Source organism: Mesorhizobium sp. M1396 (genome assembly GCF_040317725.1).
GTDB lineage: Bacteria > Pseudomonadota > Alphaproteobacteria > Rhizobiales > Rhizobiaceae > Mesorhizobium.
In genome coordinates this window covers 63748-90321 of record NZ_JAMYLA010000017.1, presented here as the reverse complement: position 1 = coordinate 90321, position 26574 = coordinate 63748, and the positions used below count along the sequence as shown (strand labels likewise).

Sequence of the window (26574 nt, the reverse complement as noted above, 5' to 3'; positions counted from 1 at the left end):
GCTCCGCCCGTGGATGACGAAGTGATGCCGCCAGACTCGCCGACGCTACTCCGGCGATGACCCTGCGATGCTCTGGTCGTAGTCGACCAGCGATCCGGTCATGACGCCTGACTGCGGGCTGACCATGTAGCTGATCAGCCGCGCGAGCTGGTCGGGCTTCACCAACTGGCCCATCGGCTGCGCCGCCTCGGCCTTTGCCAGCCAGTCGTCGGGCGCGTCGTGCCATTTCTTCTGCACGATGTCCTCGCCCTCGGTGTCCATCCAGCCGGGCAGCACGGCGTTGCTGCGGATGCGGTTATAGCGATACGCATTGGCGACATTCTTGGTCAGCGTCATCAGCGCGCCTTTGCTGGTCGAATAGGGCGTCAGGAAAGACTGCCCGCAATGCGCCGACATAGACAGCACATTGACGATCGAGCCGGGCGCCTTCTTCTCGAGCAGATGCGCCACCACGCCCTGCATCAGGAAAAACGGCCCGCGCACATTGGTGTCGAAAATCGTGTCGAAAAGCTCTTCGCTGGTTTCGACCAGCGAACCACGCGCCGACGTCGCGGCGGCGTTGACCAGCGCGTTGATGGTGCCGAAATGCGAGATCGCGGTGGCGACCGCGCGCTTGCAGTCGGCGACCTTCGAGACGTCGGCGCTGATGAAGATCGCGTCGACACCCAATTTCCTGAAATGGGCAACGGCCTTGTCGCCCTTCTCCTGCGAGCGGCCGATGAGCGCCAGCGCCCGGCAGCCCTCGTCGGCCAGCGCCTCGGCAACGGCAAAGCCGATGCCTTGCGCACCGCCGGTGACGATGGCGCGTGTCTGCGAATTGCGATCGGCGGATGCACTCATCGCTATGCTCCTGGGTCTGGGGTCCGGATTCCGGTTCTTACTTGTCGAGGCGGACGGTCTTGCCCGATGTCGCGGATTTCAGCGCCGCATCCGCCAGCTTCAGCGCCACCAGCCCGTCCGCGCCGCTTGGCGCCGCCTTCTTGCCCGACGTCGCCGCTGCGATGAAGGCAGCGATCTCGTTGGCATAGGCGTCGAGATAGCGGGTCATGAAGAAGTCATGCAATGGCGGGCGGGTGTAGCCCTTCTCGTTGGCCAGTTCGATCGACACCGGGCGCTGGTTCTCGGCCGCGATCATGCCTTTCGAGCCATGCACCTCGATGCGCTGGTCGTAGCCATAGGTGGCGCGGCGCGAGTTGGAGATGACGGCCTGCTTGCCCGAAGCGGTCTCGAGGATGACACTGACGCTGTCGAAATCGCCAGCCGCGCCGATCTTCTTGTCGACCAGCACCGAGGCATGGGCGCTGACCGCCACCGGCTCCTCGCCGAGCAGGAAGCGCGCCATGTCGAAATCATGGATGGTCATGTCGCGAAAAATGCCGCCCGAGCGCTTGATGTAGTCGATCGGCGGCGCACCCGGATCGCGCGAGGTGATGGTGACCATCTCGACGGTGCCGATGGCGCCGTCGTCGATCGCCTTGCGCACGGCGGCGAAATGCGGATCGAAGCGCCTGTTGAAGCCGACCATCAGCGTCGCCTTGGTCTTGTCGACCACCGCCAGGCATTTCTCGACCCGCTTGACGTTCAAATCGATCGGCTTCTCGCAAAAGATCGCCTTGCCGACCTTGGCGAAACGCTCGATCAAATCGGCATGGGTATCGGTCGGCGTGCAGATGACGACGGCGTCGATGTCCTTGGATTTCTCGATGGCGTCGATTGTGCGCACTTCGGCGCCGTAGGCGCTCGCCAACTCGGTCGCCGCCTTCTCGAACGCGTCGGCGACGGCAACCAGTTGGGCCTGCGGATTGGAGCCGACGGCGCGGGCGTGGACCTTGCCGATGCGGCCGGCACCGAGGAGGGCGAAGCGGAGAGTCATGGAAATTTCCTCTAGGGATGGGTTAGAGAGTGGTGTCTCCACCTTGCTGTCAGCGAAAGGTGGCAGGGGGTATTTTTCCAGCGAGCCAGATTGTTCCTAAACCGGGTGACCACCCTGTTTAGGCCGCGAGTTCCGCCTCGCCGGTCTTGGCGCCTGTGATGTAGGAGACGATATCGTTTCCGTCGGTGTTTTCCTTGCGCAAATTGGCGACGATGCGGCCGCGCCGGAACACGACGATCCGGTCGCAAAGATCGAACACCTGGCGCATGTTGTGGCTGATCAGGATCAGCGGCTCGCCATTGTCCTTCAGCGTGCGGATGATGTTTTCGACCTGCGCCGTCTCCTGCACGCCGAGTGCGGCCGTCGGCTCATCCATGATGATCAGCTTGGAGGCGAAGGTCGCGGTCCGGGCGATCGCCACGCACTGGCGCTGGCCTCCGGACATGTGGCGGATGGTGTTGGACAGATTGGGGATCTTCACCGCCGTGCGGATCAGCGCCGCCTCGGTCGCCTTGCGCATATATTTGCGGTCGAGGATCGAGAACGGCCCGAGATTGAACAGCACCTTTTCGCGGCCGAGGAACAGGTTCGAGGGCACGTCGAGATCGTCGGCCAGCGCCAGGTTCTGGAACACTGTCTCGATGCCCGCCGTGCGGGCCTCGATCGGCCCGGTGAAATTCACTTCCTTGCCGTCGAACCAGATCTGGCCGCTGGTGCGCTGCTCGACAGCGGTGATCTGGCGCACGAAGGTCGACTTGCCGGCGCCGTTATCGCCCATGATGGCGACATGCTCGCCCTTGCGCAGCTCGAAGTTCGCGCCTTCCAGCGCATGCACGCCGCCATAGCGCTTGGTCAGGTTTTCGGTCTTCAGGACGATGTCTGACATGGTCAAGCCCTCATTGCCCGCAGGCGTTGGCGCCACTGGTCGAGAACCACCGCACCGACGATGATCACGCCCTTGACCATCTCCTGGTAGTAGGCGTCGAGGCGCAGGAAGGTGAAGCCGGAGATGATGACGCCGAAGATCAGCGAGCCTATCACCGTGCCGATGATCGAGCCGCGGCCGCCCGACAATGAGACGCCGCCGATGACCGCCATGGCGATCGCGTCGAGTTCGTACATCACGCCCATGCCGGACTGCGCGGTCAGGTTCTTGGAGCTCAGCACCACGGCGGCGAGTGCGGCAAGCACACCGGCGATGACGTAGACGAGGATCTTGTGGTTGGCGATCTTGATGCCGGACATGCGCGCGGCGTCCTCATTGGAGCCGATCGCGTAGCAATGCTTGCCGTACCTTGTGTAGGTCATGATCAGCTGGAACAGCACCGCCAGCGACAGGAAGATGATGACGGGCATCAGGCCTTTGCCGATGCCAGCGAAACTCTCGGTGGGAAACGAGATCGGCTGGCCCTTGGACCACCATTTGGCGATGCCGCGCGCGGTCACCATCATGCCGAGCGTGGCGATGAACGGCGGAATGCGCGTGTAGGCGATCAACGCACCGTTGACCAGGCCGGCAAACAGGCCGCAGGCGATCGCGACCAGCACCGGCACGATCACCGGCAGGTCGGTCCAGCCCTGGGCGAGGAACATCGCCTTGGGGTTGGGATTTCCGTTGACGGTCGCTACCTGGGCAAAACTCATGGCAATCATTGCCGTCGCGCCGACGATCGAACCCGAGGACAGGTCGATGCCGCCGGTGATGATCACCTGCGTCACGCCGATGGCGATGATGCCGACGATCGACACCTGCAGGATGATGATCTGCAGCCGGGCTTCGTTGAAGATCGCGCTGACGTCGCCGCGGGTGTTGAACAGGAAGCTGTCGCCAAGAAAGATGCGGCCGATCAGTTCGAAGACGACAACAAGAATGACGAGCGCCAGGAAAACGTTGAGCTCGGCAGGCCATGCGCGCTTCTTCGCGTCATAGCCAACTCCGCCGACGCCATGAGATGTCTGTGCCACGTATTCTGTCCTCCGTCAGCCGCGGTCGCCCCTTGCTGCCTTGCCGGCGCCGAGGGAAAGAGGAGCGGCGCTGTGAGTGCGCCGCTCCGTATGTCCGCTGCTCAGTTCTTCTTCAGGAACTTGTCGATGTTGGCCGGCGTCACCAGCTGGAAGGGGACGTAGACCTTGTGTTCGACCTTTTCGCCCTTGGAGAGCTTGAGCGCCGCATCCAGCGCACCGGCGCCCTGGCCGGCCGCGTCCTGGAACACGGTTGCGTCGAGGTCGCCCGCCTGCATGGCGGCAAGTGCGTCCTGGGTGGCGTCGACGCCGCCGACCACGACCGTCTTCATGTCGATGTTGGCGGCCTTCATCGCCTGGATGGCGCCGATGGCGCTTTCGTCATTGTTGGCGATGACGCCGTCGAATGGCTTGCCGGTCGACAGCCAGTTGGTCATCAGGTTCTGCGCCTCGTCGCGATTCCAGTTCGATGTCTGCTTGTCGATGATCTTGATGAAGCTGCAATCCGGCGTGGCGATCACCTCTTCGATATCCTTGGTGCGCTGCACGGCGGCCTGGTTGGAGAGCTCGCCCATGATCACGTAGACGTTGGCTTCCTTCTTGCCGGCTTCCTTGAACAAGCGGCAGACTTCCTTGGTCTCGAGCGTGCCGGAATCGGCCTCGTTCGAGGCGACGAAGGCCTGGTTGTCGGGCAGGGTGTCGACGTTGACCGGCTCGCGGTTGACGTAGACCAGCGGGATCTTGGCCGCGGCGGCAGCGTCCGACATTGCCTGCGTGGCCGAGGTGTCGACCGGATTGACGATGATCGCGTCGACGCCCGAAGCGGCGAAGTTCTTGATCTGGTCGAGCTGCTTGGCGACGTCGTTTTGCGCGTCCTCGACCTGCAGCTCGACGCCATCCATGCCCTTGGCCTGCTCGATCATGCCGTTGCGCAGCACGGTCAGGAAGTTGTCGTCGAACTTGGCCATCGACACGCCAACCTTGGCGGCCATGGCGGATGAACTCATCAGCGCCGCGAAAGCGACGCCCAAAATCAGTTTCTTCATTGTGTTTCTCCTCCACATGCTGGTGTCCGGTTTCACCGATTTATCCGGAATCCCCGATCTCCCCGGGGAATCTCTCCCTGATATCGTTTCTGTTCCGGGTGACGGCTTGCCGTTTGCTGCTGGAACGCCAAACCCTCTGCTTGAAACAGATGTTCCGGAACGAAAGAACCAAAATACACAGTTGGTGAAATATTTATTCCATTTCACATCCGGGCGTCAAGGGCGATTCAGCGGCCTGCCGGCCGATTTATGCATCGCCCTGATAGATTCTATCATTTGCCTCGGCGGCTCGCGCGACGGAAGCTAGATGTTTTCCGGCAGATAGATGTCAAAGGGCAGGAAGGTCTGGCCTGGAGCGTTGGCGGCGCCGGTTTCGATGGCATGCGCCATCAGGTCGACAAGCTCGCGACATAGAGCGGCGAGCGGCGTCGAGATCACCATGGTGAGGATGTTGTCGGCGAGTGCCGCGCGCGATTCGGCGTTGATCTCGTTGCAAACGACCACCGGCATGTTCGCGGGCCTTGCTGCCCGCAGCGCCGAAACCGCGCCTTCCATGCCCCCGCCGGCGACGTAGCAGCCGACAAGATCCGGATAACGCGCCAGAAGATCGATCATCGCATCATGGGTCACCTGGTTGGCTTCCAGATTGACCAGCGTTTCAAGCACGCTGAAGTCCGGCGCATGCTCGCGAAAGAAGGAGCGAAAGCCGATCTCGCGCAGCTCGTGGCCGTGGAAGCGGTGGCTGCCGACGAAGAGGGCGACCTTGCCAGGCTTCTTCGCTGCCTTGGAGATCATCCATGCGGCGGTGCGCCCGACCTTGCGGTTGTCGAGGCCGATATATCCCTCCCGGATGCCGGCGGCAAAGTCGGACAGCACCGAAAAGACCGGCTGGCCTCTCGCCTTCAAGGCTTCCACGACCGCTGTCAGGGTCGGATGGTCCGGGCCGACAACGGCGATAGCCCGCGATTTTGCCGCCAGCTTGCGCATCTGGGAGGCGATCTCGTCGGGAGCCAGGGAACTGGCGAAGTCGATGGTCGCAACACCGCGGAAGCGTTTCGATTGCGAGATGGCCAGTTCGAGTTCACGCGCGAAGTCACCGTAGAAGGCATCATTGCCCCGCAGCAGCAGGAAGCCGAGCCGGTACTCCGGCAATTCCTGGCGCATGCGCTGCTTGATAAGTCCGGCGGCGTGATAGCCGATATCGGTAGCGGCCTCGTAGACGCGGCGCGCGGTCTCCTCGCGCACCGGCAGCCGGTTGTTCAGCACGCGGTCGACGGTGGCGACACTGACGCCTGAGACGCGCGCCAGATCAGTGATGGTCGGCCGTTTCGCCATGCTTGCCTCATTGGAATTGCCTGAGGCTTCCTACACTATTCTGATGGGAAATGATAGAAACTATCTTTATGATGTTGAGTCTATCATGATCCGGCGCTATTTTTCAGGCTCGAAGACAAGGGATCTCAGGCATTCGTTCCGGCGAGTGCCTTGCCGTGGGAGGCAACCATGCATGCTGCGCCGTCCCGGCGTGACTACAGCCTGATCGGCCGCGACGCCAAGCTCGCCGTCGAGACCGGCCTGTCCGCGGCCGAGTGGTATCACACCGACGTGTCCCGCAAGCAGATGAAGGAGCTGATGCAGCGCTCCGACGGGCCGGCGATCCGCGATACAGCGATCTGGTTCGCCGCGCTGATCGTCAGCGGCGCCGGCGGCGCCTGGTTCTGGGGCACATGGTGGTGCGTGCCGTTCTTCTTCGTCTATGGCGTTCTCTACGGCTCCTCAACTGATTCGCGCTGGCACGAATGCGGCCATGGCACCGCTTTCCGGACGCAGTGGATGAATGATGTGGTCTATCAGATCGCCTGCTTCATGATCATGCGCAATCCGGTGACCTGGCGCTGGAGCCACACGCGCCACCATACCGACACCATCATCGTCGGCCGCGACCCGGAGATCTCGGTGATGCGGCCGCCGGACCTGGTTCGCGCCGTGCTGGGCTTCGTCGGTGTGCTCGACGCCTGGCATGCGATGAGCGACATGCTACGCAACGCCGCCGGCAACATCAGTGCCGCAGAGAAGACCTTCATTCCCGAGCAGGAGCAGCCAAAGGCGATCCGCGTCGCCCGCATCTGGACGGCGATCTATGCCGCGACCATTGTGTTGGCGCTCTACACCGGCTCGTTTCTGCCGCTGATGCTGATCGGCCTGCCCAGGCTCTATGGCGCCTGGCATCACGTCATGGTCGGACTGCTGCAGCATGGCGGCCTGGCCGACAATGTCACCGACCACCGGCTCAACAGCCGCACCGTCTACATGAACCCGATCAGCCGCTTCATCTATTGGAACATGAACTACCATGTCGAGCATCACATGTTCCCGATGGTGCCCTATCACGCGCTGCCGAAGCTGCACGAACTGATCAAGCACGATCTGCCGGCGCCGACACCGTCGATCCTGGCCGGCTACCGCGAGATGATCCCGGTCTTCCTGCGCCAGCTGCGCAACGAGGACTATTTCCTCAAGCGCGAGCTGCCGCCGACCGCCCGGCCATATCGCGAAGAATTCCACAACGATGCCGTCGCGGCGGCGGCGGAATGATCGTGCTGCTATCCGATTTTCAGGGGAGGACTGAATGAGTGACTGGGTTGAGGCCTGTGGCGCGGAGGATATCGACGAGGAGGACGTGATGCGCTTCGACCATGGCGGCCGCACCTTCGCCATCTATCGCAGCCCCGACGATGAGTTCTTCGCCACCGACGGCCTCTGCACGCACGAAAAGGTGCACCTGGCAGACGGGCTGGTGATGGACGACATCATCGAATGCCCCAAGCACAATGGCCGTTTCAACTACAAGACGGGTGACGCCCGCGGCGCGCCGGTCTGCGTCAACCTGAAGACCTATCCGGTCAAGGTCGACGCCGGCAAAGTCCTGATCCAGATCGGATGACTGATATGGCGCGGGGAATGGTCATCATCGGCGCCGGCGAATGCGGCGGGCGCGCAGCGTTGGCTCTGCGCGAGCTGGGCTATGACGGGCCGGTGACGCTGGTCGGCGACGAGCCGCATCTGCCCTACGAACGCCCGCCGCTGTCCAAGGACGCGATGGTCAGCGATACGCCCGAAATCAAGGCGATCGCCAGCGACGCGATTCTGGCCGAGAAATCGATCCGGCATATCCATTCCGTCGAGGCCGCGGCGATCGATCGCGCGGCGCATGCGGTGCGGCTGTCGGACGGGTCGGTCCTGCCTTACGACAAGCTTCTGCTGGCGACCGGTTCGACGCCGCGCAAACTGCCGATGCCGGGGCTAGGTTCGCGCTGCGTCTATCTCCGAACCTTCACTGACGCGCTCGCCATTCGCGCGCATCTCAAGGCCGGCAATCGGATCGCCATCATCGGCGGCGGTTTCATCGGCCTCGAACTCGCCGCCGCGGCGCGCAAGCTCGGAGCGTCGGTTACCGTCATCGAGGCGCAGCCGCGCATCCTGATGCGCGGCGTGCCGCCCGAAATCGCCGAGATCATCCATGATGCGCACGTCGCCGAGGGCGTGACGATCCTGTGCGGGACCGGCATCGCGTCCATCGCCGACGATGGCAACGAGGTGCGCATCACGCTTGCCGGCGGACAGGAGATATCAGCCGACCTCGCCGTCATCGGCATCGGGGCCGTGCCGGTGACCGGGCTTGCCGCCGAAGCAGGGCTGACAATCGACAACGGCATATCAGTCGATGGGCAACTGCGCACCAGCGATCCCGACATCTTTGCCGCCGGCGATTGCTGCTCGTTTCCGCTCGCCGTCTATGGCGGACGCCGCGTCCGGCTGGAAGCCTGGCGCAACGCCCAGGAGCAGGGCGCGCTGGCGGCGAAAAACATGCTGGGTGCCGGCGAGGCGCATGCGGCGGTGCCATGGTTCTGGTCGGATCAGTACGGCCTGAGCCTGCAGATCGCAGGGCTCTCCGACGAGGGCCGCAGCACGGTGCGCCGCGATCTCGACGATGGTGCCTTCATCCTCTTCCATTTGGCCGAGGACGGCCGGCTGGTGGCCGCCAGCGGCATCGGCCCCGGCAACGCTGTCGCCCGCGACATCCGGCTGGCCGAAATGCTGATCGGCAAGCAGGCGAAACCGACGCCGGAGGCGCTGGGATCGCAGGCCGTCAAGCTGAAGTCGTTGCTGGCGGCTTGAGCCACCGCGCCGCTTTTCGAGATCGGCGCCGCCCCTCATCTGCCTGCCGGCATCTTCTCCCCGTATAGTGACGGGGAGAAGGGATCTGGCCGCGACGCCGGTGCCCGTCCTGCAACGCCGACAATTGGCGAAGCCATTCATGACAGCGTCTTTCTCCCCGTCACTATACGGGGAGAAATGCCCGGCAGGGCAATGAGGGGCGGCGCAAACGTCAGCGAGTTCGCTGCTGAATCCGCAACGCGCCCTAAAACAGCGCCTTCAGCTCCGGTAGCTTGTCGTTGACCAGCCAGCCGTAATAATTCTCCTCCGGCAGCTTCTCCGGCTCGCCGGCAGCGCGGCGCCTGTCGTTCTCCGCCTTCAGCGCATGGGCGCGCTGCTCCGGATTGCCGACATTGTAGAGCGTGGCGGTCAGTCCCGGATTGCCCGAAATATCGAAGCCGGCGATGCTCTTGTAGGCGTCGATCGATTTCCTGATTGTCGCGGCGACGTAAGCCAGCGTCAGGTCGGGATCCATGATGGTCTTGTAGACCGAGTTGGGATCGCCGACGTCTAGCTTCGGCAGGCCTGAAACCTTGTGCACCAGGTCGCTCATCTGCAGGGCGGTCAGCGGATTGAGCTGGCCGAGGCCGAAGGTCTGGCCGGCATAATAGGGCTGGAAGAAGGTGGCGCCGAAGCGGTCGTCGGGAAAGCTTGTCCCGCCGACGGACTTGCCGCGAAACGAATGGTTCCACACCTGCTCGCGGCATTCCCACAGATCGTAGCTGTCCGACACCCCGGCGCATTTCTTGAATTCCGGCCGCTGCACGAAATCCGTGATGTCCTCGCCGTCATAGGCGAAGGACAGCTTGCTGGAGAGATAGGAGATCGCCTTGACATAGTAGGTCTGCAGCCGGTCGTAGGCGTCGACATTGTAGGTGTGCTCGCCGACGATGGCGCCGACGATGTGCAGGGGATCGATGCCGTAGGTGGCCGCTGCCTTCTTGATCTTGCCGCGCAGGTCGGCGTCGTTCTGCAGCAAGGCGTAAACCTTGCGGTACTTCGCCTGGAAGGTGGTGTTGGTCGCCTGCGTGCGCCGGCTTGAAGCGCCGGGAATGTCCGGCTGTACGGCATTGCGGTTTCCCGTCGGCACCAATGTCGCCGCCTCAGTGGCGAACAGGGTCGCCGCCAGCGTCAAGCCGAGAATGAGGAGGATCAGTTTTTTCATGCGCCGCCGCCCAAGCAATTCCAGGAAAAGTGTGAAACGGTTTTCCGTCCGGAATTGCGTCAACCAAGAGATCGAGAATGCCGCGCAAACTAGGTAAAGCTCTTGATCGAGTCGAGAGCACCCCTTCACCCAGCATTACGAAAGATGGCCAGATGGTACCATCTGGCCACACCCGAAACTTGTTTGCCCGACGTGTCGCCTGGACCGGCGCCGGAATGACCCGGCGCCGCCGTTTAAAGGATGAATCGCGACAAATCCGTGTTGCGCGACAGATCGCCGACGTGCTTTTCCACATAGGCGGCGTCGATCGTGACGCTCGTTCCGTTGCGGTCCGGCGCGTCATAGGAGATTTCGTCCAGCACCCGTTCCATCACCGTCTGCAGCCGCCTTGCGCCGATGTTCTCCACGCTGGCGTTGAGGTCGACGGCGATGCCGGCCAGCGAATCGATGGCGTCGTCGGTGAAGGTCAGGTCGACGCCTTCGGTCTTCATCAGCGCGATATACTGCTTGATCAGGCTGGCCTCGGTCTCGGTCAGGATGCGGACGAAATCGTCCTTCTCCAGCGCCCGCAGTTCGACTCGGATCGGCAGTCGGCCCTGCAATTCCGGCAAAAGGTCGGACGGTTTGGAAACGTGGAACGCACCCGAGGCGATGAACAGGATATGGTCGGTCTTCAACGGTCCGTATTTGGTCGCCACCGTCGTGCCCTCGATCAGCGGCAGCAGGTCGCGCTGCACGCCTTCGCGAGAAACGCCGGCGCCCATGCCGCCTTCCCGTGACGCGATCTTGTCGATCTCGTCGAGGAAGACGATGCCGTCATTTTCCGTCGCGTCGAGCGCCCGGCGCACCACTTCGTCCTGATCGAGCAGCTTGTCGGACTCATCATTGACCAGCAGCGCGTAGGATTCCTTGACCGTCGTCTTGCGCGACTTGGTCTTCTTGCCGCCCATCGCCTTCGACAGCATGTCGTTGATGTTGAGCACGCCGATATTGGCGCCCGGCATGCCGGGAATCTCGAAGCCGGGCATGCCGCCAGTGCCGGTGTCGGCGACTTCGATCTCGATCTCCTTGTCGTCGAGCTCACCGTCGCGCAGCTTCTTGCGAAAGCTATCGCGGGTGGCCGGGCTCGCCGTCTTGCCGACAAGCGATTCCAGCACGCGTTCCTCGGCATTGATATGGGCGCGCGCCTTGACGTCCTCGCGCATCTTCTCGCGCACCAGGCCGATGGCGATCTCGACCAGATCGCGGATGATCTGCTCGACATCGCGGCCGACATAACCGACTTCGGTGAACTTGGTCGCCTCGACCTTGACGAAGGGCGCACCGGCCAGCCGCGCCAGGCGGCGCGAAATCTCGGTCTTGCCGACGCCCGTCGGCCCGATCATCAGGATGTTCTTCGGCATCACCTCTTCGCGCATCTGGCCTTCCAGCTGCTGGCGGCGCCAGCGGTTGCGCAAGGCGATGGCCACGGCGCGCTTGGCGTCTTTCTGGCCGATGATGAAACGGTCGAGTTCCGAAACGATTTCGCGGGGAGAAAATGTGCTCATATGACTAAATTCCACTTTGCCACTGCTTGATGGCCTCTAACGGATGCAGCAGCATGATCACGTTGAGTGTCAGATTGTCCCGGATGAGATAGCCGGTACCCAGTTCGAAGATGACGGCCAGGCTGACGATCACCCATATAGGTAGCGTTCGCGCCATCACAAATCCCACCACCATGGCCAGTGTGTCGGACACCGAATTGATGATGCTGTCGCCATAATAATCGAGCGAGATGGTGCCGGCGCGGTAGCGGTCGATGATGAACGGGCTGTTCTCGACCAGCTCCCAGCCGCCTTCGATGAGGACAGCGAATGCCAGCCTCAGTCCGATCGGTGAGCGTGGAAACAAAAACCGCGCCAAGGCATAGAACAGGAAGCCGTGGATGAAATGCGATGGCGTGTACCAGTCGGAAATATGCTGGGAATTCTCCGAGCTCTGCACGACACCATGCCAGAGTTTGACGTAGCCGCAGGTGCAGATCGGTGTCCGTCCCATCAAATAGAGCGTGACGGCCTGGACGATGATCAGTCCAAGCACGATGAGAACCCCCATCCGCCAACTGTTTTCGTAGGCCGATAGGTTTTTGTCCTCGCCGGATGCTTTCATGCCGTCATTCCCCCTCATGCCCTTCGAACTCTTCGGTCATCGCAGCCCGCTACGCCTTCAGCGGCGGCAGCCAGCGGATTACGGCCGCCGGCAAAGTGGGCTTGACGACAATTCGCCGGATACGCTGCCAGCCCGCCCCGAAAAGGATGATCAACGCGCCGACAACGACCAAAATCAAGGCAAAAGGCGGAATGCCAGTCGAATGGGAGGCGGAGTTGACCAGATAGTAGATGCCCAGCGAGCCGAAATAGGCCAATGTGGGAACTAACAGCGAACGGCGGTCTATGGCGAGCGCAACATAAACGAAGCTAAGGATCAGGATCGTCAGCATGATGGTCGCATTGGCGTCGGGTGCGATATGTCCGAATGCGACGTTCTGGCCAGTTGCCATGATAAAGAGCGGATGCACCAGCATGGGCGCCGATACGACATGCAGCCAGAACGCACAATCGGACCAGATCTTGCGTCGATCTCGGTCGTGGATGTCGAAAGCCACGGCCGTCGAGAATACGATTAGGCCGCAGATCAGCGGCATGTAGAGTGCCGCGCGGAGCAATTCGGGAACATCCTCGAGGCTTGGCGGCGCAACCGCGCCCGTCGTCACGCCGTCGTACAGGATTATCGCCGTTTGCAGGAAAGCAAGTAGGGTGAAGGCGATGGCGATGACCCCGGCAAGGACGGGAACGCGAAAGCGCCAGAAATAGATCACCGCCGCCGCTATTCCCCCGCCGAGAAACAGATATCCGGCCCGGGAAGCCGTTTGGCGCAACGCCAATAGCTGCCAGATGGTCTCCGGCATGCGGATGTCAAAGCTGGCCCTAACCCCCAGCGCCAGCGCGACCAGGATGGCGACAATGAAGATCAGGGCAAGCACGGAAGAAGACAATTTCATCCGGTGCTGGCGCGTGACAATTTCGGCGAGCGCCCAGGCGAAAACCGCAAGAATGCAGGCAATCCAGAACGTCTGACCAGGAAGCATGGTGATGAGGACGAAGAAAATACCGGCGTTGAGCAGAACAGTCCCCACGGTGATGAACAGATCATTGCCGCCGCCGACCAGTCGCAGGTTTTCCTCGTCACCCTCATCATCGACGCGCTGGGCCTCAGCCGCGACCGAGCGTTCCATGGCCTCAAGTTGATCCCGCAGCGCCTGCGAAATCAGACCCGAGGCGATTGCCTTGTCGAGTGTTTCCGCGCGGATCAATCGGGCTCCTGTGGCGCGTCGCGCGCCATCATCAATGCTGGCCCGTATTCCGATATTCTGGTGTCAAAGGCAACAAAGCCGGCCTTTTCATAAGCGCGGATAGCCCGCCCGTTGGCGGGATCCGGGTCGATGATGACGCGCGGCACGCCTTCCTCGAACAGTTGTTCGACGAACTGGCGCACGATTGCCGAGCCGTGGCCGAGCCCGAGCAGTTCCGGACGGCCGATCCACAGGTCGATGCCGAGCGTCCCGTAAGGCTGGTCGGCATAGGGATGGTCGTCTTCCAGATGCGGGTCGTAGCTCTGCAGATAGGCGATCGGCTTGCCGTCGAATTCGACGATCAGCGGCTCGACCGAAATCGAGTCGATATGATCGCGAATCTCGGCGATTCCCGTTTCGGGATCGTCCCACCACTCCGCCACATGCGGCTCGGCGAGCCAGCCGGCGATCATCGGCAGGTCCTTCTCCGTCACCGGCCGAAAATCATACCTATCTTCTTGTTGCACCATGATCTTTCCCGAAAACCGGTTGCCACTTTTCGGGATCATGGTCGGCGGCCGGGTCAGCCGGCATCGAGCGTTTCGAAGACGAAATTGTTGTTGGTGTAGACGCAGATATCGGATGCGATCTGCATCGCCTTGCGGGCGATCTCCTCGGCGTCCTTGTCGCTGTCCATCAGGGCACGCGCCGCGGCCAGCGCGTAATTGCCGCCCGAGCCGATGGCCATGACGCCATGTTCGGGCTCGAGCACGTCGCCGGTGCCGGTCAGCGCCAGCGAGACCGACTTGTCGGCAACCAGCATCATCGCTTCCAGCCGGCGCAGATAGCGGTCGGTGCGCCAGTCCTTGGCGAGTTCGACGCAGGCGCGCGTCAGCTGGTCGGGATATTGTTCGAGCTTGGCTTCGAGCCGCTCCAGAAGCGTGAAGGCGTCGGCCGTGGCGCCGGCAAAACCGGCGATCACATTGCCGCCCTTGCCGATGCGACGAACCTTTTTGGCGTTCCCCTTCATGATGGTCTGGCCAAGGCTGACCTGGCCGTCGCCGGCGATCACCACCTTGTTGCCCTTGCGCACCGTCACGATGGTCGTGGCGTGCATGGTCAGTTCGTTCGACATTTCCTGGCTCCGAGCAGCGCTATCCCAAAAGGCGATTGGCGCGGTACGAGTGACTTGATCGGCCATATGTATGCATGGGCCCGATGATTGCAAACCGCTCGATACCGACCCGGATGGCAACTGGCAATCGCCGGATCATGCTGCTAGAAGGCTCTCGTTTTCAAGCCGGTGAAGGCTTGAAAGCGTGAAACCCTGGGACAAGGACAAGGTCATGTCGCCCCGCTCCGCCGAAGCCAGCCGCAAGACCAAGGAAACCGATATCGCGGTATCGGTCCATGTCGACGGCTCGGGCAAGTCGGACATTTCGACGGGCGTCGGCTTCTTCGACCATATGCTGGACCAGCTTTCGCGCCACTCGCTGATCGACATGACGGTCAGGGCCAAGGGCGACCTGCATATCGACGATCACCACACGGTCGAGGACACCGGCATCGCGCTCGGCCAGGCGCTGGCCAAGGCGCTCGGCGAACGGCGCGGCATCATGCGCTATGCCTCGATCGACCTTGCCATGGACGAGACGCTGACGCGTGCGGCGATCGACGTGTCCGGCCGTCCGTTCCTGGTCTGGAACGTTTCTTTCTCGTCGCCGAAAATCGGCACGTTCGACACCGAACTGGTGCGAGAGTTCTTCCAGGCGCTGGCGCAGAATGCCGGCATCACGCTGCATGTCACCAACCATTATGGCGCCAACAACCACCACATCGCCGAGACCTGCTTCAAGGCGGTGGCGCGTGCGCTGCGCACGGCACTTGAACGCGACCCGCGCCAGCCGGACGCGGTACCCTCCACCAAGGGATCTTTGAAGGGATAGCGTCATGGCCGCCTATGTCGTCATGGAACCGCCCGGCCGCGGCGAGAAGGCCGATACGACGGCCTTTGTCCGCGACGGCTTCGCCTGGCTGGGTTTTCTGGTGCCGCCACTCTGGTTCGCCTGGCATCGGCTGTGGATCGAAGCAGGCCTTGCCTTCGTCGTCATGGGCTTGCTTTCCATGCTCGGCCAAAAGCTCGGCCTTGGGCCGGCCGCATCGCTGCTGTCGTTGCTGGTTTCGCTGTATGTCGGACTGGAAGGACAGGTGCTGCGCATGTCGGCGCTTCGCCGGCGCGGCTGGCACGAATGGGGCGTGGTCGAGGCCGGATGGCTCGACGATGCCGATACCCGCTATGCGCTCGAGACGGAAGCGCTTTCCGATCAACCCGCACCGGCACCGCGCATGGTCCCGGACGCTGCCCTGGCGCGGCCGTCGCAGCCGGGCATCGCGCTGGGGCTGACCCATATTCCGGGAAGACGCTGACATGCGGGTTGCCATCATCGATTACGGCTCGGGCAATCTGCGCTCGGCCACCAAGGCTTTCGAGCGTGCCGCGCGTGAAGCCGGCATATCCGCGGAAATCGACCTGACCGCCGATGCGGACAGGGTGCGCACAGCCGATCGCATCGTCCTGCCCGGCGTTGGCGCCTATGCCGACTGCGCGGCCGGCTTGCATGCCGTCGAAGGCATGTGGGAAGCGGTCGAGGAGGTCGCGATCGCCAAGGGCCGGCCTTTCCTCGGCATCTGCGTCGGCATGCAGCTGATGTCGCAGCGCGGCTTGGAAAAGACTGTCACCAACGGCTTCGGCTGGATTTCGGGCGACGTCAAGGAGATCACGCCGGCCGATCCGGCGCTGAAAATCCCGCAGATCGGCTGGAACACGATCGACCTCAAACGCCAGCATCCGCTGTTTGCCGGCATTCCGACCGGGCCGGACGGGCTGCATGCCTATTTCGTGCATTCCTACCATCTCGATGCGCGCAAGGCGGATGAAGTCCTGGCGGTCGCCGATTATGGCGGCCCGGTGACAGCGACCGTCGCCCGCGACAATCTCGTCGGCACCCAGTTTCATCCTGAAAAGAGCCAGGCGCTGGGCCTGGCGCTGATCACCAATTTCCTGCGCTGGAGGCCCTGAAGATCATGAGCAAGAAGGGCTATTGGATGGCGATGATCGATGTCCGCGATCCCGATGTGTATAAGCAGTACATCGAGGCGAATGCGGTGGCCTTTGCGAAATACGGCGCGAAATTCCCAGTGCGGGCCGGTCGCTACGAGAATCCCGAAGGACCGACCGGCAACCGTCATGTGCTGGTCGAGTTCGACTCCTACGACAAGGCGGTCGAATGCTATCATTCGCCGGAATATCAGCACGCCTCGAAGTTCCGGCTTGCCGCCTCATCAGGCCATTTCGTCATCGTTGAAGGCGCCTGAACGGATGATCCTTTTCCCCGCCATCGATCTCAAGGACGGCCAATGCGTGCGCCTCAAGCACGGCGACATGGCCACCGCGACCATCTACAATGACGACCCGGCGGCCCAGGCCAAGGCCTTCGAGCAACAGGGCTTCGAGTGGCTGCATGTCGTCGACCTCAATGGCGCCTTCCAGGGCCAGAGCGTCAACAGTGCGGCGGTTGGTGCCATCCTCAAGGCGACGAAAAACCCGGTGCAACTCGGCGGCGGCATCCGCACGCTGGCGCAGATCGAGGACTGGCTCGATCGCGGGCTGGCCCGCGTCATCCTCGGCACGGTGGCGGTGCGCGATCCCGACCTGGTCAAGCAGGCCTGCAAGACGTTCCCGGGCAAGGTGGCCGTCGGCATCGACGCCAAGGACGGCAAGGTCGCCGTCGAGGGCTGGGCCGAGGCGTCGAGCCTCGGCGTCATCGAACTGGCGAAGAAGTTCGAGGGCGCCGGCGTCGCCGCCATCATCTACACCGACATCGACCGCGACGGCGTGCTGACCGGCATCAACTGGGATGCCACCATCGATCTCGCCGACGCCGTGTCGATCCCGGTGATCGCGTCCGGCGGCCTCGCCTCGATCGCCGACATCGTGCGCATGACCATGCCCGACGCGCGAAAGCTCGAAGGCGCGATCTCAGGCCGTGCCCTCTATGATGGCCGCATCGATCCGTCCGAGGCGCTGGCGATCCTGAAAGGCCGGCCGGCGGCGGAGACGCGGTCGTGAAAATCTCCATCATTCTGGCCTCCTATGACAGCGGCCATTACCACGGCGGCATGGGCCAGGGCCCGGATGCGCTGATATCGGGCGGTCTCGTCGATGCGCTGACCATGGCTGGCCACGATGTCGCAGTGGAAGACATCGGCAAGGTCGGAGACAACCAGGAGCGCGAGATCGCCACCGGCTTTGCCGTCTGCAACGCGGTCGCCGCCGAGGTCCGTCTTGCCCTGGATGGTGGCCGCTTTCCCATCGTTCTCGCCGGAAACTGCCTGACCAGTGCCGGCGCGGTCGCCGGTGAGGGCGCCGATGCGATCATCTGGGCCGACCAGCATGGTGACCTCAACACACCCGAGACATCCATATATGGCTTTCTCGACGGAATGGCGCTGGCCACTGTTCTGGGCCTGTGCTGGCGGCCGATGGCGGCGGCCATTCCCGGCTTCAAGCCGATCGATCCGTCACGCTGCGTGCTCGTCAACGCACGCGATCTCGATCGGGCGGAAAAGCAGCTCCTCGAGACATTGCCGATCATCCGGACGGAATGTCCTGGGGTGGCCCAGGCGACCGAAAGATTGAAGGTCGCCGGCGCCAGACGCGTGCACATGCATCTCGATCTCGACGTGCATGATCCCCAGGAGCTGCAGGCCAACCGCTACGTCAGTTCTGGCGGGCCGAGCCCGGAACAATTGCGCGACGCGGCTTGCGCCGTGGCGCTTGCGGTGCCGGTCGTCGGCATCACTGTTTCCGCCTATGATCCGGCCTTCGACGCGCAGGGCGATGTCCCGCCGCTGGTCGGCCAGATGCTCAACGATCTCATCGCCACGATAGAGGGCCGCTGATGCTGAAAGCCCGTGTCATCCCCTGCCTCGACGTCAAGAACGGCCGTGTCGTCAAGGGCGTCAACTTCGTCGATCTGATCGATGCCGGCGATCCGGTCGAGGCGGCCAAGGCCTATGACGCGGCCGGCGCCGACGAGCTTTGCTTTCTCGACATCACCGCTTCGTCGGACAATCGCGAGACCATCTTCGACATCGTCGCCCGCACCGCCGAACAATGCTTCATGCCGCTGACCGTCGGCGGCGGCGTGCGCCAGGTCGCCGACATCAGGAAGCTGCTGCTGGCCGGCGCCGACAAGGTGTCGATCAACACGGCGGCGGTGAAGAGCCCGGATTTCGTCGCCGAGGCGGCCGGCAAGTTCGGCAACCAGTGCATCGTCGTCGCCATCGACGCCAAGAAGGTGTCCGGCGTCGGCGAGGCCGACCGCTGGGAGATCTTCACCCATGGCGGGCGTGAGAAGACCGGCATCGACGCGGTCGAATTCGCCCGGCTGATGGTCGATCGCGGCGCCGGCGAGATCCTGCTGACGTCGATGGATCGCGACGGCACCAAGGCCGGCTACGACATCGCGCTGACCCGCGCCGTCGCCGACGCGGTGCGGGCGCCGGTGATCGCTTCCGGCGGTGTCGGCACGCTCGATCACATGGTCGAAGGCATTCGCGATGGCCATGCCGGCGCGGTGCTGGCGGCCTCCATCTTCCATTTCGGCACCTACACGATAGCGCAGGCCAAGGCGCATATGGCCGCCGCGGGACTGCCGATGCGGCTGGACTCCCTCGGTAATCGGTCTTAAAGCATGATCCCGAAAAGCGGGAACCGGTTTTCGGAAAAAGATCATGCTTAAACAAGCAGATAGATGACGGTCATGACCGAGTTTTCGCTATCCGACCTGGAAAAAATCGTCGGGGAACGCGCCCATTCCGGTGATCCGGACTCCTGGACCGCAAACCTGTTTGCGCGCGGCATCGACAAGGCGGCGCAGAAGCTCGGTGAAGAAGCGGTCGAGACTGTCATTGCCGCCGTCAAGGGCGATAAGCAGGCCCTCGTTTCGGAAAGTGCCGATCTTGTATATCATTGGCTCGTCGTTCTCGGCCTCTCCGGGGTTCCGCTGAGCGACGTGCTTAAGGAACTCGAAGGCCGCACCAGGCGTTCGGGCATCGCCGAGAAGGCGTCACGGCCCAAGGGCTGACCGCGAGGAGGGCAGGTATCTCGATGGATCAGCTCGCGCCAACCGAGAAATATTCCCCCTTTCGTTTCTTCTCCGCCGAGCAATGGTCGCAATTCCGCGCCGACACGCCATTGACGCTGAGCGCGGACGAATTCCGCCGCCTGCGTTCGCTCAACGACCCGATCGATCTCGAAGAGGTCAAGCGCATCTATCTGTCGCTGTCGCGGCTTTTGTCCGCGCATGTCGAGGCGAGCCAGCTGCTGTTCAGGCAGCGCCAGGCCTTCTTCAACGCGGTGGACATCGTCAAGACGCCTTTTATCATCGGCATTGCCGGTTCTGTCGCGGTCGGCAAATCGACCACGGCGCGCGTGTTGAAGGAGCTGTTGGCGCGTTGGCCGTCGAGCCCCAAGGTCGACCTTATCACCACCGACGGCTTCCTGCTTCCCAACGAGGTCCTGCGCCGCGAGAACCTGATGGAACGCAAGGGGTTTCCGGACAGCTACGATGTCGGCGCGCTGCTGCGCTTTCTCTCGGGCATCAAGTCGGCGCTGCCCGATGTCCGCGCGCCGGTCTATTCGCATCTGACCTATGACGTCATTCCCGGCGAGTTCGTCACCATCGATCGGCCCGACATCCTGATCTTCGAAGGCATCAATGTCCTGCAGCCCGGCAAGCTGCCGCAGGATGGCAAGATCGTGCCCTTCCTGTCGGACTTCTTCGACTTCGCCATCTATATCGACGCCGACGAGAAGCTGATCCACAATTGGTACATCTCCCGCTTCATGCGCCTGCGCGAGACCGCCTTCCGCAACCCGGACTCCTTCTTTCACCGCTACTCGCAGCTCTCGGAGGGTTCGGCGCGCGCCATCGCCGAAGGCCTGTGGACCAACATCAACCTGAAGAATTTGCGCGAAAACATCCTGCCGACGCGGGCCCGCGCCGACTTGATCCTGCGCAAGGGCGCCGACCACCTGGTCGAGGAAGTGGCGCTCAGGAAACTCTGAATTTCCGGCACGTTCCTTGATTTCTGGGGTCCCTTAAAGTCATCTTAACCCCGCTTTCCTACTGTCGAACCGAGGACACTTCGCGGGCTCCGACAGGCAATGAACGCGCCATTCATTCACATTGGTTGGCCGGGATGAGCGCGATCGCGGTCCGTCCTGGTCCTGATGCTCGCGCCGCCAGCGGCCGGACCGAGCGGCTTCGGCCGCTTGTTCTGTCGATGGCCGTTCTGGCCATTGCCGTCCCTTGGCAGATGCACTGGGGCGTCAATGGCGATACGAGCTGGAACATCACAATCAGTGAGCGGCTGCTGGCCGGCGATCGCCTCTATATCGATGTGATCGAGACCAATCCGCCCTTCACCATATGGCTATACCTGCCGGCGGTGTATCTCGCGAAACTGCTCGGAGTCGTGCCGGAATATCTGGTCTATGCCTACAGCTATGCATTGTGCATTTTCGGCCTGTGGTTTGCCAGCTTCGTTGCGCGTCGCGCCCGATTCCCCGAAAATTCCGGGCTCTACACGCTGTTACCGGCGTTTCTGGCTTTGCTCGTGCTGTTTCCCGGCAACAGTTTCAGCGAGCGCGAGAATCTGGGGGTCGCCCTGCTCTTGCCGTTGCTGGTGCTCATGGCCTGGCGCGCGGCGAATGACCCGTCATCGCCGCCGGAATGGTGGGTAGCCGCATTGGCCGGTCTGTCCGGCAGTGCCATGGTGCTGGTGAAGCCCTACTATGCGATCATGATCATAGCGCCGGCATCTTATGTGGCGTGGCGCCAGCGCAGCATCAGGTCGCTGTTTGCAATCGAATACTGGATCGTCGGCTTTGTCTGCCTGAGCTATCTGGCCGCAGTGCTCTGGCTTTATCCCGAGTTCATGCGCGACGTCTACCCGAATCTAGCCGACACCTACTTGCGCTACAAACAGTACGGGCCGGTGCTCGCCACCTACGGCGGAGCATACCTTGTTTCGATCTGCTTCCTCCTGTTTTTGCGCAACGGCCGGGCGCTGTCGCCACTGGTCATGGTGCTGGCGATCGGTTCTGTTGCCGGCTTTGTTCCCCTGGTCTACCAAGGCAAGGGTTGGGCCTATCATGCCTATCCGGCGCTGGCGCTGATGCTGGCGGCGATCACCTGCTGTGCTGTCGAGCGGTCATCGGCACGCGGCGTGGCGCGGTTGGACATTGTCCAGAAAATGCTGCTGGCCGCCATCGTTGCAGTCAATTGGTTGCCTTTCAAATATACCGGGAAACCCGCGGCAGACTTTGTTGCGAGCCTGCGCGCCGCAGTCGATCATCCCACCATCGGCTTGATCGGCTCGGGTATGGAAAGCGGCCATCCGCTTACTCGGACGATCGGAGGCCGATGGATATCTGCCTATTGCAGCGATTGGCTTGGCGGCCTCGCCGTCCTTTTTGCGAGAATTGCACGTGCGCAGGGCAACACGGTCGAAGCGGCACGTCTTGACGCGATCGTGCGCAATTTTCTCGACGCCAAGATACGCGAGCTGAAGGCCGCGAAGCCCGACCTGATGATCGTCCAGAAAACGGATACTTTCTGGATTTCACGCGTCATGCAGCGTGACGATTTTTCGAGCTTCATGAATGACTATCGAGTTCTGAGCGAAGATGAGAACATTCGCGTCTACCTTCGCAAGGGTTCAGGAAAAGTCATCTCGACCAACTGAGAGTCACGGGTTGACCCGCCGCAACGTCAGATTGATCCTGCCGCCATTTTTCAGCAGCGCCGAAGTCGAGGGGTAGATGCGGTCGACGCCATGAAAGCACAGCCGCCCTTCGCCGCCGAGCACCACGACGTCACCGCTTTGCAGCCTGAACGACTTCGTGGCGCCGTCACGCGTCGTCTGGCCGACCCGGAACAGGCAATCATCACCCAGTGAGACGGAAACCACCGGCGCCGAAAAATCGGCCTCGTCCCGGTCCTGGTGCAGGCCCATTTTTGCCTCCGGCGTATAGAAATTGACTAGGCACGCTTCCGGCGGATGCGGATAGCCCGAGACCTGTCGCCACAGTTCGAGCAGGCTATTCGGGATTGGCGGCCATGGCGCTCCGGTCACGGGATGCGTCGGCTGATAGCGGTAGCCTTGCTCCTTGTCGGTGACCCAGCCGAGCGGGCCGCAATTGGTCATGCGCACGCTCATCTCCTTGCCGGTGCGCGGCATCGCCGGCAGGAACAGCGGCGCCTGCTGCACGATGCTTCTCACCTCATCGACCAGCGCTTCCTGCACGCTGCGTGACAGGTAAGCCGGCATGTGGCGGACGCCTTTGGGCAGGACGAGCACGGATTCGGGCACCTTGCGGAGGGTTCGGAACCGTAAAATGTCACGATCGAATGAAAACGGCGACCCGAAAGCCGCCGCTCATGTCTAATTGACGATCGCCCCCTATCAGGCGAGGTCTGGTATCCGCGGCACCTGGGTAATCTTGCCGGCATGCGTCACATCGGTATCGGCCTCGAAAACGACCGTGTTCTTGACGCCCTTGCGCTTGCCGTAGCTTCTTGTGCTCGCCATTGGGCGTGGTGCTTAATCGTTCTCCACCCGGCCGCGCAGTTTCTTGATCGTGCCGCGTCCGGCCTTGCTCTTCAGCCGCCGCTCCACCGCACCCTTCGATGGCCGCGTCTTCTTGCGCGGCGGCGGCGGCGGTTCGGCGGCCTTGGCGACCAGCGCCGTGAGCCGGGCCCGTGCGTCCGCCCGGTTCTGTTCCTGGGTGCGGAAGCGGCCTGCCTCGATGACGATGACACCGTCCTTGGTGGCACGCTGTCCGGCAAGCTTGATCGTCCGCTCGCGCACGCGCTCCGACAGACCCTCTGCGTTGGCCGCGTCGAAGCGCAGCTGCACCGCCGTCGCCACCTTGTTGACGTTCTGGCCACCCGGACCGGACGAACGGATGAAATCCTCGTGCAGGTCGCCCGGATGGATCACCGCATCGCCTGATATGATGATGTTGTCGTCGCTCGCCATGCCGCAGTCATGGCGCGGCGGATCGAAAAAGAAAAGGCCCGATCGAAGCCGGGCCTTTCAACGACGGCTGAGTCCGATGGCGTGATTACTCCGCCGCTTCCTGCATGCGCGGGGCGGCACCCAGCACCACGGCGTCGACATGGCATTCGAATTTCTCGAAGTTGACGGCGAACATGCCGACCAGCCTTGCCGCCTGCAGGTCATAGCCGGCCTTGTCGGCCCAGGTCGAGCGCGGTTCGAGAATGGCGCTGTCGACGCCGCGAACCGCCACCGGCACCTCGAAACCGAAATGCGGGTCGGTGCGGAACTCGGCCGTCTTCAGCGAGCCGTCGAGTGCGGCGGCAAGCAAGGCCCGCGTCGCCTTGATCGGCATGCGCTTGCCGGTACCGTAGGCGCCGCCGGTCCAGCCGGTGTTGACCAGCCAGCAATCGGCGCCATGCCGGGCGATCAACTCGCGCAGCAGATTGCCGTATTCGGATGGATGGCGCGGCATGAACGGTGCACCGAAGCAGGTCGAAAACGTCGCTTCGGGCTCGGTCACGCCCTTTTCGGTCCCGGCCACCTTGGCGGTGTAACCGGAGAGGAAATGATACATCGCCTGCGCCGGGCTCAGCCGGGCGATCGGCGGCATCACGCCGAAGGCGTCGGCGGTCAGCATGATGATGTTGTTGGGATGGTTGGCGCGTCCGGTCTTGCTGGCGTTGGGGATGAAATGCAGCGGGTAGGCGCAGCGCGTGTTTTCGGTGAGCCTTCCATCGTTGAAATCCGGCACGCCATCAGCGTCGAGCACGACATTTTCCAGCACGGTGCCGAAGCGCTGCGTGGTGGCGAATATTTCCGGCTCGGCTTCCGCCGACAGCTTGATCGTCTTGGCGTAGCAGCCACCTTCGAAATTGAAGATGCCGTGCGGCCCCCAGCCATGCTCGTCGTCGCCGATCAGCGTGCGCGAGGGATCGGCCGAGAGCGTCGTCTTGCCGGTGCCAGACAGGCCGAAGAAGATGGCGGCGTCGCCGGCCGCGCCCTCATTGGCCGAGCAATGCATCGGCATCACGCCTTTCGCCGGCAGCAGATAGTTGAGCATGGTGAACACCGACTTCTTCATCTCGCCGGCATAGGAGGTGCCGCCGATCAGCACGATCTTGCGCGTGAGGTCGACGGCGATCACCGTTTCGGTGCGGCTGCCGTGGCGGACGGGATCGGCGCGGAAGGACGGCAGGTCGATGATCGTCATCTCGGGCACGAAATGCTCGAGTTCGGCGGCATTCGGGCGGATGAGCAGATTGCGGATGAACAGCGAGTGCCAGGCAAACTCGGTGATGACCCTGGTGGGCAGCTTCAGTTCCTCATCGGCGCCGCCGACCAGATCCTGGACGTAAAGATCCTTGTCCGCGGCATGCGCCTGGAAATCGGCAAGCAGCGTGTCGAACTGGGCCGGCGAGATCGCCTTGTTGTTGTCCCACCAGATATGCGGCTCCGTGGCGCCGTCGCGGACGACGAACTTGTCCTTGGGCGAGCGGCCGGTGTGCTGGCCGGTCTCGGCGAGCAGTGCGCCGTGCGCGGTCAGCCTGGCCTCGCCGCGTCGGATCGCTTCCTCATAAAGGGCTGCCGCACCGAAATTATAGCGCACCACGCCGGTGGTTTTCAGGCCGATATGATAGATCGCGCAGGCAGGATTGCGTTTGCCGACTTCCGACATGGGGGTCCCTTCTTGGATTTGCCGCATCGTTTGCCGGCGTGTTTCCGGCAAGCCCGCACTGCGGACTGAAATGGTCAGAACCAGAAAAGCCAAATGATATCAAATCATTAATCGATTTAAAAATTTTGAAAGTTGTTTAAATCGTTTATATGTGCAAAAAGTTCCGCGGTTGCCCAAAGGATTGGCGATGTTCGTTCGTCCAATCCATATCGAGGTAGGATTGTGGCCGCCGGCATGCCGCGCGTGACAGCGGACAAGGCCTATGCCACATTTTGTACCTAATTTGTCCTGCAAAAGCCCCTTCTCTACGAAAGAAGGGACAGCTCATGAGGGAGCCGCTTGAAATGGCAACAATCGCGCTTGTCGATGACGACCGCAACATTCTAACATCGGTGTCGATCGCCCTCGAATCCGAGGGGTATCGCGTCGAGACCTACACGGATGGTGCGTCAGCGCTGGAAGGATTGGCGGCACGCCCGCCGAATCTTGCCATCCTCGACATCAAGATGCCGCGCATGGACGGCATGGAACTGCTGCGCCGGATGCGCCAGAAGTCCGACCTCCCGGTGATCTTCCTGACCTCGAAGGACGACGAGATCGATGAATTGTTCGGCCTCAAGATGGGCGCCGACGATTTCATCCGCAAACCGTTCTCGCAGCGTCTGCTGGTCGAGCGGGTGCGCGCCGTGCTGCGCCGTGCCAGTGCCCGCGAGGCCGCCGCCAAGACACCCAGCCAGCAGGCCCGCTCGCTTGAGCGCGGTCAGCTCGTCATGGACCAGGAGCGTCATACCTGCACCTGGAAGGGCGAACCGGTGACGCTCACGGTCACCGAGTTCCTGATCCTGCATTCGCTGGCGCAGCGTCCCGGTGTCGTAAAAAGCCGTGATGCGCTGATGGATTCGGCCTATGATGAACAGGTCTATGTCGACGACCGTACCATCGACAGCCACATCAAGCGGCTGCGCAAGAAGTTCAAGGCCGTCGACGACGACTTCGAGATGATCGAAACCCTTTACGGAGTCGGATACCGGTTCCGCGAGGCGTGAATAGGCAATAGGCAGTAGGGAATAGTCGGTAGTCAGTTTTGAATGGTGCGAGCGGCACTCATGCATAGCCGCGATCTCAGCCAACCATTTCTCTATTCCCTACTGCCTACTCACTACCGACTAA

At 62.4% G+C, this 26574-nt stretch carries 31 protein-coding genes; 15 read left to right on the top strand and 16 right to left on the bottom strand.

The window, feature by feature from the left end:
- Positions 1 to 45: 45 nt before the first annotated feature.
- The 5 genes from NKH02_RS13770 to NKH02_RS13750 all read right to left on the bottom strand — a co-directional run bounded on the left by NKH02_RS13770 (position 46) and on the right by NKH02_RS13750 (position 4881).
- On the bottom strand, positions 46 to 840 hold the full coding sequence (locus NKH02_RS13770; protein ID WP_352879376.1) for an SDR family oxidoreductase: 795 nt from the start codon (positions 838 to 840) through the stop codon (positions 46 to 48).
- 37 nt (positions 841 to 877) lie between these two features.
- A complete protein-coding gene (gene iolG, locus NKH02_RS13765; RefSeq protein WP_352879374.1) occupies positions 878 to 1873 on the bottom strand; it encodes an inositol 2-dehydrogenase in 996 nt (331 codons plus the stop codon).
- Positions 1874 to 1991: 118 nt separating this feature from the next.
- Positions 1992 to 2759 carry an ATP-binding cassette domain-containing protein gene (locus NKH02_RS13760; protein WP_352870624.1) on the bottom strand — a complete coding sequence of 256 codons (768 nt, stop codon included), beginning with the start codon at positions 2757 to 2759 and terminating at the stop codon, positions 1992 to 1994.
- Between the two features lie 2 nt (positions 2760 to 2761).
- Positions 2762 to 3838, bottom strand: a complete 1077-nt coding sequence (locus tag NKH02_RS13755; protein ID WP_352879373.1) for an ABC transporter permease — start codon at positions 3836 to 3838, stop codon at positions 2762 to 2764.
- Between the two features lie 101 nt (positions 3839 to 3939).
- The gene (locus NKH02_RS13750; protein ID WP_352870626.1) at positions 3940 to 4881 is read right to left on the bottom strand and encodes a sugar ABC transporter substrate-binding protein; all 942 of its coding nucleotides are present in this window, start codon (positions 4879 to 4881) and stop codon (positions 3940 to 3942) included.
- Between NKH02_RS13750 and NKH02_RS13745 the strand changes: the two genes are divergently transcribed.
- Positions 4796 to 5188 carry a hypothetical protein gene (locus tag NKH02_RS13745; protein WP_352879427.1) on the top strand — a complete coding sequence of 131 codons (393 nt, stop codon included), beginning with the start codon at positions 4796 to 4798 and terminating at the stop codon, positions 5186 to 5188. The genes NKH02_RS13750 and NKH02_RS13745 overlap by 86 nt on opposite strands.
- Here NKH02_RS13745 and NKH02_RS13740 read toward each other — a convergent pair.
- On the bottom strand, positions 5185 to 6216 hold the full coding sequence (locus tag NKH02_RS13740; protein ID WP_352870627.1) for a LacI family DNA-binding transcriptional regulator: 1032 nt from the start codon (positions 6214 to 6216) through the stop codon (positions 5185 to 5187). The two genes, NKH02_RS13745 and NKH02_RS13740, sit on opposite strands and share 4 nt — an antisense overlap.
- Before the next feature lie 168 nt (positions 6217 to 6384).
- On the opposite strand from NKH02_RS13740, the gene NKH02_RS13735 reads away from it, so the two are divergent.
- Genes NKH02_RS13735 through NKH02_RS13725 form a run of 3 tightly spaced genes read left to right on the top strand, consistent with a single transcriptional unit; the run spans position 6385 to position 9060 of the window.
- Positions 6385 to 7476 (top strand): fatty acid desaturase family protein, encoded by a 1092-nt coding sequence (locus tag NKH02_RS13735; RefSeq protein WP_352879371.1) that lies wholly within the window; start codon positions 6385 to 6387, stop codon positions 7474 to 7476.
- 34 nt (positions 7477 to 7510) lie between these two features.
- Positions 7511 to 7825 carry a Rieske (2Fe-2S) protein gene (locus NKH02_RS13730; RefSeq protein ID WP_352870629.1) on the top strand — a complete coding sequence of 105 codons (315 nt, stop codon included), beginning with the start codon at positions 7511 to 7513 and terminating at the stop codon, positions 7823 to 7825.
- Positions 7822 to 9060, top strand: coding sequence for an NAD(P)/FAD-dependent oxidoreductase (locus tag NKH02_RS13725; RefSeq protein ID WP_352879369.1), 1239 nt, complete (start codon positions 7822 to 7824; stop codon positions 9058 to 9060). The genes NKH02_RS13730 and NKH02_RS13725 overlap by 4 nt, the downstream gene beginning before the upstream one ends.
- A 244-nt stretch (positions 9061 to 9304) precedes the next feature.
- On the opposite strand, the gene NKH02_RS13720 is transcribed toward NKH02_RS13725, so the two are convergent.
- From NKH02_RS13720 to hslV, 6 genes are all read right to left on the bottom strand, one after another.
- Positions 9305 to 10264: a DUF1402 family protein gene (locus NKH02_RS13720; protein WP_502913810.1), complete on the bottom strand. Its 960-nt coding sequence runs from the start codon at positions 10262 to 10264 to the stop codon at positions 9305 to 9307.
- 233 nt (positions 10265 to 10497) lie between these two features.
- A complete protein-coding gene (hslU, locus tag NKH02_RS13715) occupies positions 10498 to 11811 on the bottom strand; it encodes an ATP-dependent protease ATPase subunit HslU (RefSeq protein WP_352729331.1) in 1314 nt (437 codons plus the stop codon).
- A gap of 4 nt (positions 11812 to 11815) precedes the next feature.
- The gene (locus NKH02_RS13710; RefSeq protein ID WP_352879367.1) at positions 11816 to 12415 is read right to left on the bottom strand and encodes a DUF2585 domain-containing protein; all 600 of its coding nucleotides are present in this window, start codon (positions 12413 to 12415) and stop codon (positions 11816 to 11818) included.
- 49 nt (positions 12416 to 12464) lie between these two features.
- Positions 12465 to 13619 (bottom strand): hypothetical protein, encoded by a 1155-nt coding sequence (locus tag NKH02_RS13705; protein ID WP_352879366.1) that lies wholly within the window; start codon positions 13617 to 13619, stop codon positions 12465 to 12467.
- Positions 13616 to 14128 carry a GNAT family N-acetyltransferase gene (locus tag NKH02_RS13700; protein WP_352879364.1) on the bottom strand — a complete coding sequence of 171 codons (513 nt, stop codon included), beginning with the start codon at positions 14126 to 14128 and terminating at the stop codon, positions 13616 to 13618. Before NKH02_RS13700 ends, NKH02_RS13705 begins: the two co-directional genes overlap by 4 nt.
- 53 nt (positions 14129 to 14181) lie before the next feature.
- Positions 14182 to 14733 (bottom strand): ATP-dependent protease subunit HslV, encoded by a 552-nt coding sequence (hslV, locus tag NKH02_RS13695; RefSeq protein ID WP_352870634.1) that lies wholly within the window; start codon positions 14731 to 14733, stop codon positions 14182 to 14184.
- A 211-nt stretch (positions 14734 to 14944) separates the two neighbouring features.
- Here hslV and hisB point away from each other — a divergent pair, with 211 nt between their 5' ends.
- From hisB to NKH02_RS13645, 10 genes are all read left to right on the top strand, one after another.
- Positions 14945 to 15544: an imidazoleglycerol-phosphate dehydratase HisB gene (hisB, locus tag NKH02_RS13690; RefSeq protein ID WP_352879363.1), complete on the top strand. Its 600-nt coding sequence runs from the start codon at positions 14945 to 14947 to the stop codon at positions 15542 to 15544.
- 4 nt (positions 15545 to 15548) lie between these two features.
- Positions 15549 to 16025, top strand: a complete 477-nt coding sequence (locus NKH02_RS13685) for a DUF2628 domain-containing protein (RefSeq protein WP_352879362.1) — start codon at positions 15549 to 15551, stop codon at positions 16023 to 16025.
- Position 16026: 1 nt separating this feature from the next.
- Positions 16027 to 16677 carry an imidazole glycerol phosphate synthase subunit HisH gene (gene hisH / locus NKH02_RS13680; protein WP_352879361.1) on the top strand — a complete coding sequence of 217 codons (651 nt, stop codon included), beginning with the start codon at positions 16027 to 16029 and terminating at the stop codon, positions 16675 to 16677.
- Positions 16678 to 16682: 5 nt separating this feature from the next.
- A complete protein-coding gene (locus NKH02_RS13675) occupies positions 16683 to 16973 on the top strand; it encodes a DUF1330 domain-containing protein (protein WP_352630626.1) in 291 nt (96 codons plus the stop codon).
- A gap of 4 nt (positions 16974 to 16977) precedes the next feature.
- On the top strand, positions 16978 to 17727 hold the full coding sequence (gene hisA, locus NKH02_RS13670; RefSeq protein ID WP_352879359.1) for a 1-(5-phosphoribosyl)-5-[(5-phosphoribosylamino)methylideneamino]imidazole-4-carboxamide isomerase: 750 nt from the start codon (positions 16978 to 16980) through the stop codon (positions 17725 to 17727).
- Entirely contained in the window at positions 17724 to 18560 is an 837-nt protein-coding gene (locus NKH02_RS13665; protein ID WP_352879357.1) for an arginase family protein, read from the top strand. The genes hisA and NKH02_RS13665 overlap by 4 nt, the downstream gene beginning before the upstream one ends.
- On the top strand, positions 18560 to 19351 hold the full coding sequence (hisF, locus tag NKH02_RS13660; protein WP_352879356.1) for an imidazole glycerol phosphate synthase subunit HisF: 792 nt from the start codon (positions 18560 to 18562) through the stop codon (positions 19349 to 19351). Before NKH02_RS13665 ends, hisF begins: the two co-directional genes overlap by 1 nt.
- A gap of 72 nt (positions 19352 to 19423) precedes the next feature.
- Positions 19424 to 19747, top strand: coding sequence for a phosphoribosyl-ATP diphosphatase (locus NKH02_RS13655; protein ID WP_352879354.1), 324 nt, complete (start codon positions 19424 to 19426; stop codon positions 19745 to 19747).
- A 23-nt stretch (positions 19748 to 19770) separates the two neighbouring features.
- Positions 19771 to 20730, top strand: a complete 960-nt coding sequence (coaA, locus tag NKH02_RS13650; RefSeq protein ID WP_352630634.1) for a type I pantothenate kinase — start codon at positions 19771 to 19773, stop codon at positions 20728 to 20730.
- Between the two features lie 134 nt (positions 20731 to 20864).
- Positions 20865 to 22412, top strand: coding sequence for a hypothetical protein (locus NKH02_RS13645; protein ID WP_352879352.1), 1548 nt, complete (start codon positions 20865 to 20867; stop codon positions 22410 to 22412).
- 3 nt (positions 22413 to 22415) lie between these two features.
- Here the strand turns inward: NKH02_RS13645 and NKH02_RS13640 are convergent, their stop codons facing one another.
- From NKH02_RS13640 to NKH02_RS13625, 4 genes are all read right to left on the bottom strand, one after another.
- The gene (locus tag NKH02_RS13640) at positions 22416 to 23027 is read right to left on the bottom strand and encodes an alpha-ketoglutarate-dependent dioxygenase AlkB family protein (protein ID WP_352879350.1); all 612 of its coding nucleotides are present in this window, start codon (positions 23025 to 23027) and stop codon (positions 22416 to 22418) included.
- 105 nt (positions 23028 to 23132) lie between these two features.
- On the bottom strand, positions 23133 to 23258 hold the full coding sequence (locus tag NKH02_RS13635) for a hypothetical protein (RefSeq protein WP_352879349.1): 126 nt from the start codon (positions 23256 to 23258) through the stop codon (positions 23133 to 23135).
- 12 nt (positions 23259 to 23270) lie between these two features.
- A complete protein-coding gene (gene arfB, locus NKH02_RS13630) occupies positions 23271 to 23708 on the bottom strand; it encodes an alternative ribosome rescue aminoacyl-tRNA hydrolase ArfB (RefSeq protein WP_352879348.1) in 438 nt (145 codons plus the stop codon).
- Between the two features lie 85 nt (positions 23709 to 23793).
- On the bottom strand, positions 23794 to 25404 hold the full coding sequence (locus NKH02_RS13625) for a phosphoenolpyruvate carboxykinase (RefSeq protein ID WP_352879347.1): 1611 nt from the start codon (positions 25402 to 25404) through the stop codon (positions 23794 to 23796).
- Positions 25405 to 25748: 344 nt separating this feature from the next.
- On the opposite strand from NKH02_RS13625, the gene NKH02_RS13620 reads away from it, so the two are divergent.
- A complete protein-coding gene (locus NKH02_RS13620; RefSeq protein WP_013528337.1) occupies positions 25749 to 26450 on the top strand; it encodes a response regulator transcription factor in 702 nt (233 codons plus the stop codon).
- Positions 26451 to 26574 lie beyond the last annotated feature (124 nt).